We start from the raw sequence: 15,762 nt of genomic DNA on the forward strand, positions 1-15,762 counted from the left end.
TCAAGTAGAGGATCACCGGGGTTTGAAGGTTGTTGCGCTGCCGGTGTCGGTTTGGCCGAGGCTGTCGGCGGCGGATTTTTGGCCCTTCGTGAAGCCGGCGAAGGTGTCGGCCATGGATTGGGTGCCTTTGAGGAGGTTGTCTCGCATGGTGAGGTACCCAGGCTTACTATCGGCGTCGTCAGCGAATTTGTGGCCGTAGTTGTCGTTGCCCCACGGGGAGTTTCGGCTGTCGAGGTGTGCTTTCAGGGTGGCGAGGGCGGTGGTGATCTTTTGTTCGATCGCCGCGGTGCGGGCGGCCGCCTTGCGTAGCTGCCCAGGGTCTACTTCAAGTCTGTCGGTCATCGGTACTCCTGTTCGGCGTCCAGGGTGCGGAGGATGTGGTTGAGGTGGTGGTCGATGCGGAGGGCGAGGGCGGTGGTGGTGGTGCTCGTGGCGGTGGGGTGGTCGTCGAGTTCGATGACGTAGCGACCGTCGCCTGCCAGGTCGCGCCACAGTAGTCGGGACTCGGTGATGCCGCGGGGGCCGAAGCATGACCAGCCCTGGCGGACAGTGATCATGCCCTCCCATTCCGCTGGCGTGGAAGCGAAACTGCGGCATCGGGTTTCGGGGGTCTCGTCGTCATCCTCGTCGAAGAACATGGAGTTGGTGCCGCGCCGGCTTTCTTGCGTCTCCCCATCGCCGATGAGCGGAATGTCGGGTCCGGCACCGGCGGCGGCATTCGGCAGATGCCTTGTCAAGGACATCGATAGGTCGTGGGGATCGCATTCGGTGAGGATGAATCCGCCGCTGTGCCAGGGTGATTCACCCGGCAACTGGGTCATGAGGCAGGCGCGCGCACCCCGGCGTGCGCCGTGGAGGCGAACGTGTTCGGCCGGGTCGTTCGGGGCGGCGGACCAGCCGTGCACGGTCACGAATACATCTGGCCTGGCCACGGTTTCGAATATCGACGTGAACGCAGGATCCAGGCGATTTCCCAATTGTTCACGGGTATCGCGCAGTTCGCGCTCGAAGTCATCCTGGTATTCGGTCTCGCTGGTGAAGGTGAAAGGTTCCGGTAGCACGCCGTCGGAATGCCAGTCGCACAGCACCTTGAGCTCGACATCGGTGAAGGTCCAGTTCACGGCTCGATCACCGGCCTCGTCTTGGCGGGCGATGAACCCAGGGCCTCGCCCAGATGCGATGCGGAATCCAGGTACTTCGCCCGCCGATACTCGCCCTTCGACCCGCCCGCAGCGCCGCCGCCCATCGGGCCGCCCATGGGGGCTCCCGCCATGCCGCCCGATCCGGCGGAATCCACTCCCGCACGGGGGAACAGGCGCGAGTTACCAGTTGCGGCCGAACCATTCTCGCTATCCGATGCGACATTCGCGAGCGCCGTCTGAGGCTGCGGGGCCGCAGCCGGAGTGCCCGCGGCCGGTACCCCGCCGCTCGGGACTCCGCCACCGGGTGCTCCGGCGCCGGGCCGGTCCGGTGTCCCGGCAGACGAGTCCGCTCCGAGCAGTTGCGCCAGCTCGTCGAGCTTGTCCGGTGACCGTTGAATACGGGACAACGCCTGGTCCACCGTGTCTTTCGGAAGTCCCAGCAGCTGCGCGAGTTTGGTCGAATCACCCGTCTGCAAGGCGGAATCCAGCTGCTCCAGCACCGACGACAATTGTCCGGTGCCACTCGCGCTCGACCCCAGCAGCGTGCTCAGGGTCGTACCCCCGGTGGTGGAATTGGTGGTGGGCGTACTGGATCCACCGGCTCCGCCGAGCAGGGAGCTCAACAGACTGCTCAGCGGCGAAGTGGCGCCGCTGTTGGATACGGCCGAACCGGTTCCGGTGGAGCTGCTCAGTGGTGTGTACACCGGACTGGTCGAGTTGGGTGCCGACGCCGAGCCGGTGCCCGACGAGCTCGGCGCGGCAACCGGTCCCGGATCGCCCACCGGAGTCGAGGAGGCGCTGAACGACGGCATCGACGGCGCGGGCATCGGCCGGGCGGCCGGGCCTGCGGGCGGCACGGATGCCGGTGGCGGTGCTGTCGGCTGCGGCGAGGGCAGCTGCGCTGAGGTCGGCTGTCCGGGAACAGGATTCGGTGGCGCCCCCGAATCAGGGCTCGATGCCGGCGGTGCCGCGTTCGGTCCCGGCGGCGTCGGCGGCTGTACCGTCGGCCCCGGCACCACCGGCATCACGGACACCGAATTCTTCACTCCGGCCGCGTAATACTTGTCGTAGTACCCGCGGTACTTCTCCAACTCCGCCACGCTGTCGACGCCCGCGACGACCGCCATACCAGGCATGAAACTGGACGGCTTGTCCTGCGGCGGGTCGGCGCGATTCGGCATCATGTGCGCGGTGTCGTACATCCACTCCGAGGTGTAGGTGAGGTTCGCGCCGATCACCTTCATGGTGTCGATCAGCGGCTGTACATCGCCCGCGTACTTCTTGACCGCGTCCGCCGCCGCGGACGCGCCCGATCCCGTCCAGGCGTCACCGAAGGACGACGCCGTATTGGCGAAGGCGCCCAACCGATCCGAGAGCTGACCGGCCATCCACGTCCATACCGCGCCCGCCTCGGCGACCGGGTCGGGTCGCATGGCCTGCCCGAGGTCATAGAGTTGCCCCCACAGCCGCGACTCCTTGCTCTCCACCGAGATGGTCACGGTCTCCTTGCTGCCCGCGAAGTTCTTCACCGAGTCCGGGAAGTCCTTGCCGCCCGATGCTTTCGTATCCGCCGGAGCCGCACCGACATCCGAGGGCTGCTTCGGAACGGTGATCGAATCCAGTTTGTCGAACTCGGCTTTCGACGCGTGGTCCGTCTCCAGATACCGTTTGCCCGCGGCACGGAAGGTGTCGGCCATGTCGGTCAGCACATTGATGTGGATGTCGAGCACATCCCGCATAGCGCCACCGCGATGAGTGAACGCCTGCGCGAGCAGCAGCCCGGACGTCTGGCTGCCAATCTGATCCATGTGGTCGAACTTGTTGTCCACCAATATCTTTCGATAGGCACGCAGCGCCCCCACCAGATCCGCAGCGGCCTGCGCACCCTGCTGAGCCGCATCCGGCGTGAATTTCAACGTCCCGAGCTGAGCCTGTTCCTTCAGGTCCGGCCAGCCGGTGCGATCGGCGGTCGGATCGTCGGGCTTGGCATCGTCAGTTGCCATCGGTACCTCCCGATGCGCCGGATGACCTGGGCGAATCGTTGGTCATGGTGAATGGTTTGTCGACACTCCCAGGCCGCCAGATACCCTCGTCCGGAGCCGCCGCGGCCTCGAACTCGTTCGGCCACTCGGGGTTCAGCCACAACTGCTTCGGCCTGGTCTTGCCCTTCATGTCCTCTGGCTTGCCCAGGAACGGCGGATCGGAACGCTGACCATCGGCGGCAGGTGCCGATACGGGGCCCGGGCTGGATGCGGTCGCCGGAGCTGACGCGGGCACCGAGGCCGGCTCCGGTGGAATTCCGGCCGCACCCACGCTGCCTCCCACCGATCCCGGTCGCGATGGCGCGGGCGACACACTGCCCGCCGCCGGACCGCCGTGATTACCCGCCGAAGTTCCCGAATTACTCGATGCTGCAGGCGCATTCGATGCCGCCCCGGCCGCTGGCGGAGATACAGGGCGCGAGGAAGCGGCCGCTGGTTCGGCCTGGCCGGTCTGGGAACCGCCCGCCGCAGGTTGAGCCGAATGAGCACTGCCGCCGCCGGGCTCGGAACTACCCGAACCGCCGCCACTCGAGTGGACGGAAGGCGTTGTGTGCGAACTATTGCCGGCAGCATTGGCGCGCACCGCTTCTCCGTCGACCGAGGACGCCCACGAGGTGTGTGCCGGTGAACTCGTCTGGGCTTGGGGCGTTCCTGCCCGGCTCGGCGCGGACGCGGAGCCGCCGCGGTTGGAGGCCGGTGCGCCACCCTCGATCGTGTGCATGCTGTGGGCTGAACCGGCGGCCCCGGGCTCGCCGGTCGGCCACCGCCCCTTGGTAAACGGCCGCGATCCGCCGCTGGGCACCTGGTCGAGTCGGAATTGGCCGCGTGCGGCGCCCGCGATGCCGCCGCGCGCCAGACCACCGACCCAGCTCTCCGGCTTGCTCAAATCGATCTTGTGGGTCACGATCGCGGCGCCGAGCGTGCTGGTGACATTGCTGACGAGACCCGCACCCGCACCGATCAGAAAACCGCGCCCGGCTGCGCCGACGGGCATCTTCGCGAACGCGGACCCGGCCAGTTTGTCGAGGCCACGGCCCGCCCATTTCGCGAATTCCCGGCCGAACGGCGTGGAGACTACCGACCCCATCACGGACGCGCCGAATTCGGTGCCGTTGAAGCCACGGCGTTCTCCGGCAATGATCTGCCCGGCCTGCACGCCACCGTCCATCGCCATCGAGATCAGCGCCGCCTCACCCATCTTCACCGCATAGGTTCCGATGAAGTCGGCGACTCCGGCGTGTAGCCCCCATTGCGCCAGTCTCGACCCGATGGCCTTGGTCAGCCGATCTTCGATCACTCGCAGGATCGATTTGGTCGTCGCGATGGCGGCTTCCTCGGCGAAGGCCGCCGTCGCCGGGAAGACCCATGCCCACATGATCTCGATGGCGAGCGCTGCGACGGAAGCGATAGCCGAAGCCTTGGTGGCCTGGATATCGGTGGCGGTGTCGAACACGCTGGTCGATACCGCATCTATGGCGTCGATCAGCGCCTGCAGCGAATGGTCACCGGTCCGGACCTCATCGAAGGCCGCCGTGATGGCCTCGATGCCCTGTCCGGACGGATAGGCCGCCAGCGCAGCGGCTTTGGCGTCATCGATCTCGGTCAGCAGTGCATGCAAGGCGGTCGATGCGTCCTTCCAGTCGTCGGACATGAAGAACATGTGCTGTTCGTCGCCGTCGGGCCAACTGGTGCCCACGATCCACCACAGCCAGCGCAGCGCGGGTGGCCACTGCATCGTCGGTGTATATGACATGACGAGGTCCGCTCACCAATCCTCGTCGGACACAAGGGAGCCCGAGCGTTCACCCGCAGACGTCAGATCGGGGGCGACCACTCGCGCTTCCGTCCGCGCGAGCGGCGGAGGCGGCACCAGGAAGCCGAAATCCGGTGCACCCTCGACGATTTCCGACAGCTTGGGCAGCTGCGCGCGCTCCGTGCGCAACGGCGCGAGCAATTCTTCGGTCCGCTTTCGGACCTCGATCGCCGCGGCCTGAACCGCCGCGGTCATGGCCGAGGCGATCTCCGAATACGGGACATCGGCGATGTCGTCGGCGAACTCGGTGGCAATCAGCAGCCCATCGGCATTGACCGTCACCCGAATCCGCTTGTCGCAGGCCGTCACCGAGGCCGTCAACTCGGCCCGCCGTCGCTGAGCCTCGGCAAGACCCAGCAACTGCCGCTTGAATCCGTCGAGCATTGTCGCCGCGTCGCCGCGTGGCCCGTCGTTGACCACAGTCACCTCCACTGTTCGCTGTCGCGAGAGCCAGCACAGCCCGGGTCGGTGAACGTCAGGAGAACAAGGTTCCGGATCGAATCAAGAACCCATCACGTCGAGATCTATCGCGCTTCCCTGCGATCGCCGACATGCTTCGGATCGGTGCCACCGGCCCTGTTGCGTCGAGGTCACGACCGCGCGGCCGGGCCGGGTCGGGCCCAGATGGCGGCTGCGGGTGTGGTGATGTCAGTTGCGGAGTTGGCGGAAGAAGGCTCGGATGTCGTCGACGAACAGGTTGGGGACTTCGAAGGCGGGGAAGTGGCCGCCTTCGGGGTGGTCGCGGAAGAAGGCGATGGTGTCGCCGGCCCCGAGGACCCTGCGGACGAATGGGTCGCTGTAGAACAGGGATTGGCCTTGGGGGACGGTTGAGGTGTCGCCCCAGCCGGGGTTTTGGGCGTGGGTGAGTTCCCAGTAGAAGTCGGCGGCGGCGGGGCCGGTGCGGGTGAACCAGTAGAGGCTGGCGGTGATCAGGACGTTGTCGCGGCTGATCGGGGTTGCGGGGTTGGCCCATTCGACGAATTTTTCCGCGATCCAGGCCAGTTGCAGGATCGGGGAGTCGGCCAGGCCCGCCGACAGGGCGTTGGGCTCGGTCGAGTGCAATACCTTGTAGCCCTTCATCTGTGACCAGGTGTATTGCGCTTGCTCGAGTTGCTTCAGTTCGTCGGGGTCCAGGTCGGCGGGAACCGGTAGGTCCTCGCCGACCATGCCGACCTGAAGGCGGTCGCCGTGGGTGTGGGCGCCGATCACGCGCTCGGGCAGCAGCGTTGCCACCCGGCCGGTGACCCCCGCGCCGAGGTCGCCGCCTTCGACGCCGAATCGCTCGTAGCCGAGCCGGGTCATCAGCTCCCCGAACGCGAGCGCGGTGCGTTCCATGTTCCAGCCGCGCGCGGAGAGCGGGCTGGAGAAGGCGAAGCCGGGCAGTGACGGGATGACGAGGTGGAAAGCGTCGGCCGGGTCGCCGCCGTGGGCGCGCGGATCGGTCAAAGGTCCGCTCGCGGCGAGGAATTCGACGAACGAGGTCGGGTAGCTGTGGTTGAGCAGCAACGGCGTCGCATTCGGTTCGGGCGAGCGCAGGTGCAGGAAATGGATGGTCTGCCCGTCGATCTCGGTCACGAACTGCGGGTAGCGGTTCAACTCGGCTTCCTGGGCGCGCCAATCGAACCCGTCCGCCCAGTAGGCGGCCAACTCGCGCAGGTAATCCGGGGCGATGCCGTGGTCCCAATCCGAGCCGGTACCGGGGATCGGGTGCGGTGAGCGGGTGCGGGCCAGGCGGTCACGCAGATCATCGAGCTCAACCTGCGGGATCTGGATCCGGAAGGGAATGATGTCAGCGTTCATGCCGATCAATCTAGGATCTGGGCAGGTCAGAGTCTGTCCTAGTTCACACGTCCGCGGTCGTGTCGCCCGCCATACCGCACCATAGGGAAGACTTTCTCGCATGAGTCTGGCAGCACATCTGGAGCAGATCGGTCGTCCCTTGGTCGATGAGCAACTCGCGCACCCGACCGTAGTGGGGATCGCGAAGGGCGACCTCGCCGAGCCGGTGTTCCGGTCCTGGCTGGAACAGGACTATCTGTTCCTGCTCGACTATGTCCGCGTGTTCTCCCGCCTCGCCTGGCAGGCGCCCGCCGCCCACCTCGGCGACCTGGTCGACCTCGCGCACGCCACCTTCCACGACGAAATCTCGCTGCACCGCGGCCTGGCCGCGGAGTTCGGCGCCGATCTCGACGGCGCGGTCAAGGGCGAGCCGTGCACGAAATACACTGCGTTCCTGCTGGATTCGGCCGCGAATTACGCCGACGGTCTGGCGGCCCTCTACCCCTGCATGTGGGGCTATTCGACGCTCGGCGCCATCCTCGCGCAAAACCCACCCGCCGACCCCCGCTACCAGCGCTGGATCGACACCTACGCCGACCCCGGCTTCGCGGCCCTCACCGCCCGCTGCGCCCAGATGCTCGACGAGGCGGGCGGTGACCACGCGGAGGAACTGTTCCTGACCGGCATGCGTCACGAACTCGCGTTCTGGGATGTGCCGCTCGGCCGCAGGTGAAGCGGTGGGTACCGGGGAGCACGGCTTGGGCCACCGGTAGCGATCAGCTGGTTTCGATGGACTCGCGCAGTGCGCGGAATTCCGTGGCGAGGGCGTCGAGGGTGTAGTGGGCGTTGAGCCCGCTGGGGTTGGGCAGCACCCAGATCGCGGTGTCACCGATCCGCTCGGGTTGCGGTCCGATCGTGCTGCGCGGCCGACCGAAGGCCGTGCGGTAGGCGCCGATCCCGAGCACGGCCAATACCCTCGGCCGATACTGCTCGACGCGCTCGACCAGGGCGCGTCCCCCGACACGCAGTTCCTCGGAAGTCAGTTCCTCGGCCTTGGCGGTCGTCCGTGCGGCCACATTCGTGATCCCCAAACCCATCCCGAGCAGCTCCCGCTGTTCCTCGGGCCGCAGTTGACGCGGCGTGAACCCGGACCGATGCAGTGCGGGCCAGAACCGATTCCCCGGACGAGCGAAGTGCATTCCGGTAGCCCCGGACCACAGACCCGGATTGATTCCGCAGAACAGCACCCGCAAGCCATCCCCGATCAGATCGGGGATGGTCTTGTCCTGCGCTGCAGCCAGATCCGCTGGCGACGGCCGAGTTGACGAACCAGAACCCATGCCCTCAGTCTGCCGGGTACTGGGCCGCCCCCATGCGCACGGGTACCGACAGGAGCAGAAGTATCCGGAACGGGCTGCGGTGGTTGTGGCTATCCCAGGCTGCGGGCGAGGAAGTCGGCGATGGTGGTGCTGACGATTTCGGGGTGGTCGCCGACCTGCCGGGTGGCGGCGATGTTGACGTCGGTGTGGGTGTAGTTGTCCAGGTAGACGGTGTCGGCGGGGAAGATGGATTTGGCGACGCCGATCCAGGATTTGGTGCCGACGGTGGTCAGGACGGGGCGGTTGCCGATACGGTCGCCGTATCGGATGGGGGCCAGGTCCCCGATTCTGGTGCCCGTGAAGGCGGATTGGATGTCGATGAGAAACCGTGGGGCGAAGTAGGGGTCGAGGAAGCCGACCGACTCTCCGGGCGCGGCGGCCAGGGCACGGGCGAGGTCACGGATGCTGACCACTTCCGATCCTGGTGCGGCGTAGTCGATTCCGTCGAGTTGGTCGTAGTCACGCCAGGTGTACAACGCCTTCTTGTCGGTGGGAACCACGCGCGGGCCCCGGCCGGTGACGGAGCTCAGCGGCGAGGCCGGGTCGTCTGGCCAGGGCACGGTCTTTTCCTGTACCGGGCCGCCGTCCAGAGCTCCGATCCCGAATTGCATCGGTCCGACGTTGAGGGTGTGGTCGCCCAGCAGCATGCCGAGCAGAGCGGCATTGGTGAAGCGGTAGTCGCGCAACGAGTTTCCGCCGCCGAGCAGATCGGCGTAGGTCCCCGCGAAGGCGAGGCGGGTGGATGCCTCGGCGATCAAGTCGGCGGGCAGGCGGCGATGCAGGTCGGTCTCCTCGTCCGGGGCGTACTCGGCGGCTGCGCCCAGCACCGCGAGCAGCGTGTAGAAACGTGGTTCCACATAAGGGATTCCGGTGAAACTCGCCGGGAGGATCCCCGCGTGCATGGCTGCGATCTGAGCCGAGTACGACAGGCCGCTGCCGATCCCGGCCAGTTCGCGAACCGCCGGAACCGCTTGCAGTGCAAGTGGATCGGTGGAGATCAGCGAATCGATGCCCAGGAACCCCGCGCACTGCTTGTATCCGGCGGCCTCGTCATCACCGCCGAAATCCCAGGCCGCGAACGCCCCCGCGATCAGGCCGCCGTCGGAGGTGCCGCCGCAGAATGCCTTCGCGCGCCGCACATTCGGGTCGGGCAGTTCGCGGGTGAGTACGGTGTGCATGTCCTGCACGTAGCGGGCGAGACCGATGTCGGCGAGCCAGCCCAGTTCGGCGTTCGAGGGGAATCCGGCGAAGCGGTGCCCGTCGACGGTCTTGTCGCCGTAGTAGTAGTCGAAGGCGACGCGGCCATCGCGCGCGTCGGCCGCGGCACGTAGGCCGGTATCGTCGAACAGGCACGTGGTGCGCCGCGGCTGCGACCACCATTCGACGTGCTTGCCGCGGTCGCCGAGCGCATGGATCGTGTTGCGCGCCACCAGGTCCATCGAGCTGGCTCCCAGCCAAGCGCCGACCTGCGACAGGATCACTGCGTCCGCCTGCTGTGGGTCGGCGGGCCCGGAAGAGGGCCGGTAGCGCAGGTATTCGACCCAGTCGCAGGCGGCCGGATGTGGCGCGGTGCCGGCGGGCAGCGGATCGTAAAGCCGGACATGGCTGACGGTGAGATCCGCGTCCGCCTCCACGACCGTCTCGGTGCGCGCCGGGTCGGCGACCGGCGCGGCGGTCGCATGGATCGGCAGCAGCGACGCGCACAACGCGGGCATCGCCCAGCGCGCGAATCGTCTCTTTCGGATGACCATGGTTCCTTCACTGTCTTGCTCAGCGGTGGGTCAGTTCGACCAGCGCATCGGCGGGGGTGGGACTGCCGTCGTTGGAGGGGGCGCCGCTGAACGGGAAATCGAGGTGCCGGTAGTCGGCGAGATAGGTGGTCGGCTCGGCGTCGATGCCGAAGATCGAGGCGAGTTGCCAAATGCCGCTGGCCAGCCGGACATACGGCACCTGGGACAGATACTCGGGATGTTTCAACCCGGCAAGATCCCCGGTGTTGGTGCCGAGCAGGGCGTAGGCGATATCGACCGCCGTGCGCACCGTGTCGTACGGCGAGCCCACGGCGAGTTCGCTGCCGCCGAAGTAGTAGGCGAGCTGCTCGATATCGGCGACCTTCTCCTGCGGTGTGGCGAACGGTTGACCGGAGGCGTCCGGGGCTGCCGGATCGCTTGCGAGAGTGTCGTAATTTCGCCAGCCGTTGAGCCGTCCGGCCGGATCCGCGGGCACCACCTGCGGCCGCACGATCGGCTTCACCTGCGGGCCGATCATCGGCAGATCGGTGAACAGCGAAAGTGGCACGGGCATAGTGCGTTCGACGACCGGGCCGTCGTAGCTGCCGAGACCGGCGGAGAACGGTGTCGGATTGGTGTTGCTGTCGATCAGCGACGCCAGCATCGCCTCGTTGGTGAGCCGCCAGGTGCGGAAGTCCGGGTTGACCGGCTGCAACAGATCCCGGGAGTACAAGGCGGACAATCCGATATCCCATCCCAGGGCTCGGGGAAGGTTCCGTGGCACGTCACTCTCCGCCTTCGGCTCGAATCGGGCGGCGATGCCCGCGATGCTCACCAGTTGGAACAGGGTGTTCGTTTCGAGCCCGACCAGACCGAGGTTCACGGCGTACGGCAGCAGGCCGGAACCCAGCAGATCCGTGACGGCTTGATAGGTCATCCCCGTGGTGCGGTCGACGATCCATTTCAGCGCGGGCACTCGGGCGAGGTCGGCGACATCGAGCTGCATCGGCGCGTCCAGCACCCACATGCCCGCGATCTCGTCGTATCCCGCGTGCCCGTCGAAATCCCAGGCCGCGAAGTACGCGGTGAGCGGGCCACCCAGGGAGTGTCCGCCGAGGTAGATCTTCCGTTTACGCATTGCGGCATCCGGGATCTCCCGGGCATTGATGTACTGCCAGTCCTCCACAATGGATTTGACGCCGAGGTCCTTCAGGAAAGCCTGCTGGCCGACCGGCACGACACCGTCGTATCGGTGTCCGTCGACGGTGCCGCCGTGGAAGTAGTAGTCCAGTGCGACCCGGTAGTCCTGTCGATCGACGGCGGCGACCATCCCGCTCCGATCGTCCAGACAGCTGGGGCGGCGCTGCATCGACCAGAATTCCCCGTGCTTCCCGGTCCGGGCCAGCGCACGCAAGGTGTTCTCGGCGATCGGTCCCAGTGATCGAGGGCCGCCGATGTAGCCGGGCTGGCCGGAGTAGATGACATCCGCGTCGGCCGGGTCGGTCGGCCCGTCGGCCATTCTGAGCCGCAGATACGACAGGGTGTCGCAGCGCGCCGGATGCGGCCCGGCCGACGCCGGAAGCGGTGCGGCCCAGGTCACTTCGCTGATGGCGATGTCACCGCGCCGATCCAGGACGGTCTCCTGGCGGTCCGGCGACCGTTCGGGTTGCGCCTGTGCCACGGACAGGGCGGAGGCTGTCATGCTCGCGACGAGAAAAACGATCGCAACGGTTGCGCGCATCTGTGTCCCCTTCTCTCAGTGCCCGCCCGAGCCGGAACTACGCCCGTCGTCGGAGCTGCCGGTGACGCCGAGCGGCAAGAGATTCGGCGGATCGGAGCTGCCGAACGCCGGTGGCGCCCCGCTCCCCCGTTCCTGCCCGGGCGGGGTATTCACCATGTCGGTGATGTAGCCGGTGATCCGGGAGCTGTACGGATCGGGTTGACCGTTGTTCTGTACCGGTGCGGCACTGCCGATGTCGTAATGCACCGGGCCCTCGACGAAGACGGTGTTGTTCGGAAACAGCGGCGACAGCAGCGCACCTTCGAGGCTGTCGCGGGACCAGATGGTCAGCGACGGCATGGCATTCGCCTCGTCGACGTGTTTGACATCCGACAGGTCCTGGCTGCGCGCGCCGAACCAGATCATGATCTGATCCGCGGCCGTCCACTGCAGCGCCATGTACGGGTTGGCCCAGCCGAGCGGACTGCCGACCTGCCGCGCGAAGTAGTCGATGTCGACGAAATGCTTGGATGGATCGGCATACGGCAGACCGTCCAGCTCGTTGAAGCGACGCCAGGTGTAGAGCACGGAGTGGTCGGTCGGGCCGACGCGGTTGGTGGTGCTCGTAATGGTGGCCAGGTACTTACCGAGCACCGGAATGTTCGGCAGCACGTCACCGGGCAGGGGTGCTTGTTTGGGGACGACCGGCCCACCGTCCAGCACGCCGAGACTGTACGGCGGGTAGGGAATGTTCACGGCCGTGTTGCCCACCAGCTCACCGAGGAAGGCCCGGTTGGTGAAGCGGAACGTGTCGATTCCGTTGGTGCCCAACAGGATATCAACCCAGTTGTTGGGGAAGTTGACGCGCAGGCTGATGTTCAGGAATATGTCGCGCATCGCCAGCTTGTTCAGGTCGGTCTCCGCGTCCGGCTGGTAGGTGGCCGCGATTCCGGCGATCGAGACCAGCGTCCACCAGCGCGGGCTGAACATGAAGCCCAACGTCGGCGTCGTCGGGAACAACGCGAGTCGATCGCCACCGGGCAGATCGACGCCCAGGTGGAACAACGCCCGGAAGACGGTGTAGGTCACGGTCGCGACCGCGCCCACGATCTCGCGGGCGACCGGAATCTGTTGCAGCCCGGTCGGATCGACGGTGGGCAGGGCTTCGGGGGTGATCAGCGCCCGACACTGCTGGTAACCGGGGTCGCCGTCGAAGTCCCAGGCGGCGAACGCGGCCTGCCACAACCCGCCGTCCGAGGTGCCCAGGCAGAAGGCGCGGTCCTTGCGGAAGGCGGGATCCGGCAGGTCCCGGGTCATGATCGTGTACTGGTCCCGAACCGTCTGGGCGAGCGCCATATCGGAGACCTCGGGCATGTCCCAGTCGGCCTTGAAGCCACCGAACTTCTTGCCGTCGATCTCCTTGCCCTCGAAGTAGTAGTCCCAGGCGACGTGGTAGTCGTGGGCGTCGTTGGCGGCCTGCAGCCCGGCCCGATCGAACATGCAGATGGTGCGGGGGTGGATGGCCCAGAACTCGGCCTTCTTTCCGGTGTCGCGCAACTGGTGTATGAGGTTGCGCGCCAAGCCATCCAGGCTGTATCCGGCCATCAATGCGGCCGGCTGGCCGATGATCACCGTATCGGCCTGCTGCGGATCGTCGGGTCCGTCCGCGAGTCGGTACCGCAGGTAGCTGATGTAGTCGCAAGCCGCGGCATGCGGTGCCGCGTCGGGCGGCAACGGTGAATACCGCGTCACCTCACTGACGATCAGCCCCTCACCGGTCTGCACCACCCGCTCGGTGCGCTCCGGCGGATCCGACTTCGCCTGCGCCGCCGTGATCGGCAGCAGCACCGCCGCAAGCAGCAGGATGGAGAACTTCCGCATCGATTCCTCCGGGGCGACAAAGCGTTCGACAGTCGCTGTGGGACAACAGCAGTCAGGCGAGTGGCCGGACAGCCGGTGCAATGACCGTAGAAGGTGCACTCGTCTGCAGGGTTGTCGAGCACGGCCAGAAGGTCGACCTTTTCCGACACACAGAGCTGGTTTGCGGCGATAATGGGACCGAGCTCTTCTCCGCAGGCCGATGACCCATAAGGAGATCTCTGATGAATTTCCTCGAATCGGATCACGCGTGCACCACCGAATACAATGTTGCCGCGCATCGGCAATGGACCATGGCGCTGTGGCATGCCAGCAGAGTGGGTAAGAGTTCGGCGCTTCCGATCGAGTCGGAGGCATTCCGCTATGTGCCACAGGATGAACGGGATTTCCTGGATGAATTCTTCGAACGGTACGACCGGCGATTTCTGTCCGCATGGCCGCACGACAAGAGCACGCTGAAGGATCAGACCTACCTGACGATCCTGGCCTTCCCGGAGGTGCGGGATTTTCAGCAGCTGAGCACCATCAACCACGGCATGCTCTTGATCTTCTACGTCGACGACCATCGGCGGGAGCTACGACTGGACAGGTTGCTCGACGACACCGATGCCGACAGTGGCGTCCAGATCCTCACCCATCACATCGAACGCGAAATACCGGATAGTTACGACCACTTTCGAGAGTTGTTTCGCGAGTTCTGCACCGCCAGCCTGCTTCAGGGCAAGGTGCGGACCAGCAAGTCGCTGTACTTCAGGGTCAAATCGAAAACCATGGGCATTGTGCCGGTGCATTTCCTGCTGTGGGCGTTGCGCGGGCTGCCGCCGGAAAAGTTCGGCAGCATGGAAATGTACGACTACGAACACTAATCGTACAAAACGATGATCGACGAGAACTACGGCCGCCTCATCCGAATAGCGCGGTGAGGCGGCCGCTCCGATCACGATCGCCGGCGATGCGGCGCTCCCTCCGTCAGACGTACCAGTGAACGGTCCGCAGTCCCTCGTACACCCGGTCGAAAAACCGGGTGTGCCGGGCGCGGAAGCCGTGGATCATGCGGTCGGGCACGCCGAATCGCGCGGCGGTCGGCAGCACTACGTGGTCGCGCACACCCATGTGGGCGGTCTGGATGCCCGTGATGCCCGCGCTGGCGGTGTGGTGCAATCCGTCCACCAGGCGCCAGAGCTGACGGATCGGTGCGGGTAGGCGTTCCATTCGTTCGGTAATCTGCTGGCGGAACAGCGGTTTCGGCATGTGTAGTCTCGTCTTCTCTCAGTGCGCGACGCGATCGAGCGCGTCGACATTGGCGGATTCCGGATCCGGGGATGCCGACATCCGGCCGAGGAGGGCTGTGGTCTGGCGAATCCGCTTGTGGCTCATGGTGAGACCCGCCAGACCCCGAATCAGGCCGGGTGACAGGCGGGAGCCGAAGTAGATCAGCCAGGATTCGGGGCGGACCGGAACGATCGCCCAGTTGTAGCGGACCGAGCGCACGATGGCCTCGGCGATGTGGTTCGGACCGAAACCCATTGTGGGCCCTATGGTTTCGACCATTCGCGAGATGCGGTCACGCCACTGATCCATGTGCGGCTGGTCGGCGTCGCCGACCAGCGCGGTGCCGCCGACGATGCCGGTGGCCACCGCGCCCGGGCAGATCACCGTGACGCCTATGCCCTCGCCGGCGAGCTCGATGCGTAAGACCTCCGACAGCATCTTCACCGCGGCCTTCGACACCGAGTAGGAGGGAATGAATGCCATCGGCAGGTAGCTGCCCACGGAGGAGATGTTCACGATGTGCCCGCCCTGACCACGGCGCACCATCTGTCTCCCGATGATCCGGCAGCCGTGGATGACACCCCACAGGTTCACGCCGAGCTGACGCTCCCAATCGGATGCCGATTGCTCGAGCACGGTGCCGACGATGGCGATACCGGCATTGTTGACCAGGACGTCCGGCGTTCCGTACAACTCGGCCACCAACTCCGAAAGCTGCTCCCACGCAGCAGGCTCCGAGACATCCAGGCGGTAGCCGTGTGCGGTCCCGCCGTTGTCGATGATCCGCTGCGCGGTATCCACAGCCGTCGACTCGTCGATATCGGTCACGATCACCGTCGCACCCAACTCGGCGAATCGCAGGCAGGTGGCCCGGCCGATCCCCCGGCCTCCGCCGGTGACCAGTACCAGGTGCGGATTCTTCAATCCTCTGAACATGATTCGGCCTCAGGCATTCAGCTGCGCTTGGACTCGGGGGCGGATCGCATTCGCCAATCGCGCCAGCCCGG

At 66.2% G+C, this 15,762-nt stretch carries 14 protein-coding genes; 2 read left to right on the forward strand and 12 right to left on the reverse strand.

Annotated features, from left to right (window positions below; translation table 11 throughout):
* Window positions 1-12 precede the first annotated feature (12 nt).
* The 6 genes from ACYVN4_RS20860 to ACYVN4_RS20885 all read right to left on the reverse strand — a co-directional run bounded on the left by ACYVN4_RS20860 (window position 13) and on the right by ACYVN4_RS20885 (window position 6,797).
* The gene (locus ACYVN4_RS20860) at window positions 13-342 is read right to left on the reverse strand and encodes a hypothetical protein (protein WP_460723591.1); all 330 of its coding nucleotides are present in this window, start codon (window positions 340-342) and stop codon (window positions 13-15) included.
* Window positions 339-1,121, reverse strand: a complete 783-nt coding sequence (locus ACYVN4_RS20865; RefSeq protein WP_460723593.1) for an ESX secretion-associated protein EspG — start codon at window positions 1,119-1,121, stop codon at window positions 339-341. Before ACYVN4_RS20865 ends, ACYVN4_RS20860 begins: the two co-directional genes overlap by 4 nt.
* Window positions 1,118-3,145 (reverse strand): hypothetical protein, encoded by a 2,028-nt coding sequence (locus ACYVN4_RS20870; RefSeq protein WP_460723595.1) that lies wholly within the window; start codon window positions 3,143-3,145, stop codon window positions 1,118-1,120. The genes ACYVN4_RS20865 and ACYVN4_RS20870 overlap by 4 nt, the downstream gene beginning before the upstream one ends.
* Window positions 3,135-4,919: a WXG100-like domain-containing protein gene (locus tag ACYVN4_RS20875; RefSeq protein ID WP_460723597.1), complete on the reverse strand. Its 1,785-nt coding sequence runs from the start codon at window positions 4,917-4,919 to the stop codon at window positions 3,135-3,137. The genes ACYVN4_RS20870 and ACYVN4_RS20875 overlap by 11 nt, the downstream gene beginning before the upstream one ends.
* Before the next feature lie 30 nt (window positions 4,920-4,949).
* On the reverse strand, window positions 4,950-5,417 hold the full coding sequence (locus ACYVN4_RS20880; RefSeq protein ID WP_460723599.1) for a YbaB/EbfC family nucleoid-associated protein: 468 nt from the start codon (window positions 5,415-5,417) through the stop codon (window positions 4,950-4,952).
* Window positions 5,418-5,645: 228 nt separating this feature from the next.
* Window positions 5,646-6,797: an epoxide hydrolase family protein gene (locus ACYVN4_RS20885; RefSeq protein ID WP_460723601.1), complete on the reverse strand. Its 1,152-nt coding sequence runs from the start codon at window positions 6,795-6,797 to the stop codon at window positions 5,646-5,648.
* Window positions 6,798-6,897: 100 nt separating this feature from the next.
* Between ACYVN4_RS20885 and ACYVN4_RS20890 the strand changes: the two genes are divergently transcribed.
* Entirely contained in the window at window positions 6,898-7,509 is a 612-nt protein-coding gene (locus tag ACYVN4_RS20890) for a TenA family protein (protein WP_460723602.1), read from the forward strand.
* A 43-nt stretch (window positions 7,510-7,552) separates the two neighbouring features.
* Here ACYVN4_RS20890 and mug read toward each other — a convergent pair whose 3' ends face one another.
* The 4 genes from mug to ACYVN4_RS20910 form a co-directional block, all read right to left on the reverse strand.
* Window positions 7,553-8,116, reverse strand: a complete 564-nt coding sequence (gene mug / locus ACYVN4_RS20895) for a G/U mismatch-specific DNA glycosylase (RefSeq protein ID WP_460723604.1) — start codon at window positions 8,114-8,116, stop codon at window positions 7,553-7,555.
* Window positions 8,117-8,205: 89 nt separating this feature from the next.
* Window positions 8,206-9,906, reverse strand: coding sequence for a hypothetical protein (locus ACYVN4_RS20900; RefSeq protein WP_460723606.1), 1,701 nt, complete (start codon window positions 9,904-9,906; stop codon window positions 8,206-8,208).
* 19 nt (window positions 9,907-9,925) lie between these two features.
* Complete coding sequence (locus ACYVN4_RS20905) at window positions 9,926-11,587, reverse strand: hypothetical protein (RefSeq protein ID WP_460723608.1); 1,662 nt, start codon at window positions 11,585-11,587, stop codon at window positions 9,926-9,928.
* A 54-nt stretch (window positions 11,588-11,641) separates the two neighbouring features.
* Window positions 11,642-13,486: a hypothetical protein gene (locus tag ACYVN4_RS20910; protein ID WP_460723610.1), complete on the reverse strand. Its 1,845-nt coding sequence runs from the start codon at window positions 13,484-13,486 to the stop codon at window positions 11,642-11,644.
* 221 nt (window positions 13,487-13,707) lie between these two features.
* Here ACYVN4_RS20910 and ACYVN4_RS20915 point away from each other — a divergent pair, with 221 nt between their 5' ends.
* Complete coding sequence (locus tag ACYVN4_RS20915) at window positions 13,708-14,349, forward strand: hypothetical protein (RefSeq protein ID WP_460723612.1); 642 nt, start codon at window positions 13,708-13,710, stop codon at window positions 14,347-14,349.
* A 103-nt stretch (window positions 14,350-14,452) separates the two neighbouring features.
* Here ACYVN4_RS20915 and ACYVN4_RS20920 read toward each other — a convergent pair whose 3' ends face one another.
* Both ACYVN4_RS20920 and ACYVN4_RS20925 read right to left on the reverse strand, forming a co-directional pair.
* A complete protein-coding gene (locus ACYVN4_RS20920; RefSeq protein ID WP_460723614.1) occupies window positions 14,453-14,734 on the reverse strand; it encodes a hypothetical protein in 282 nt (93 codons plus the stop codon).
* Between the two features lie 18 nt (window positions 14,735-14,752).
* Window positions 14,753-15,691, reverse strand: a complete 939-nt coding sequence (locus ACYVN4_RS20925) for an SDR family NAD(P)-dependent oxidoreductase (RefSeq protein ID WP_460723616.1) — start codon at window positions 15,689-15,691, stop codon at window positions 14,753-14,755.
* Window positions 15,692-15,762: the final 71 nt, after the last annotated feature.

The sequence above is a fragment of the Nocardia heshunensis genome, from assembly GCF_054782115.1.

Bases quoted from the DNA above. Each gene is read 5' to 3' on its own strand.
- ACYVN4_RS20860 (WP_460723591.1), bottom strand. From the start codon at position 342: ATGACCGACAGACTTGAAGTAGACCCTGGGCAGCTACGCAAGGCGGCC.
- ACYVN4_RS20870 (WP_460723595.1), bottom strand. From the start codon at position 3,145: ATGGCAACTGACGATGCCAAGCCCGACGATCCGACCGCCGATCGCACC.
- ACYVN4_RS20875 (WP_460723597.1), bottom strand. From the start codon at position 4,919: ATGCAGTGGCCACCCGCGCTGCGCTGGCTGTGGTGGATCGTGGGCACC.
- ACYVN4_RS20885 (WP_460723601.1), bottom strand. From the start codon at position 6,797: ATGAACGCTGACATCATTCCCTTCCGGATCCAGATCCCGCAGGTTGAG.
- ACYVN4_RS20890 (WP_460723602.1), top strand. From the start codon at position 6,898: ATGAGTCTGGCAGCACATCTGGAGCAGATCGGTCGTCCCTTGGTCGAT.
- mug (WP_460723604.1), bottom strand. From the start codon at position 8,116: ATGGGTTCTGGTTCGTCAACTCGGCCGTCGCCAGCGGATCTGGCTGCA.
- ACYVN4_RS20900 (WP_460723606.1), bottom strand. From the start codon at position 9,906: ATGGTCATCCGAAAGAGACGATTCGCGCGCTGGGCGATGCCCGCGTTG.
- ACYVN4_RS20905 (WP_460723608.1), bottom strand. From the start codon at position 11,587: ATGACAGCCTCCGCCCTGTCCGTGGCACAGGCGCAACCCGAACGGTCG.
- ACYVN4_RS20910 (WP_460723610.1), bottom strand. From the start codon at position 13,486: ATGCGGAAGTTCTCCATCCTGCTGCTTGCGGCGGTGCTGCTGCCGATC.
- ACYVN4_RS20915 (WP_460723612.1), top strand. From the start codon at position 13,708: ATGAATTTCCTCGAATCGGATCACGCGTGCACCACCGAATACAATGTT.
- ACYVN4_RS20920 (WP_460723614.1), bottom strand. From the start codon at position 14,734: ATGCCGAAACCGCTGTTCCGCCAGCAGATTACCGAACGAATGGAACGC.
- ACYVN4_RS20925 (WP_460723616.1), bottom strand. From the start codon at position 15,691: ATGTTCAGAGGATTGAAGAATCCGCACCTGGTACTGGTCACCGGCGGA.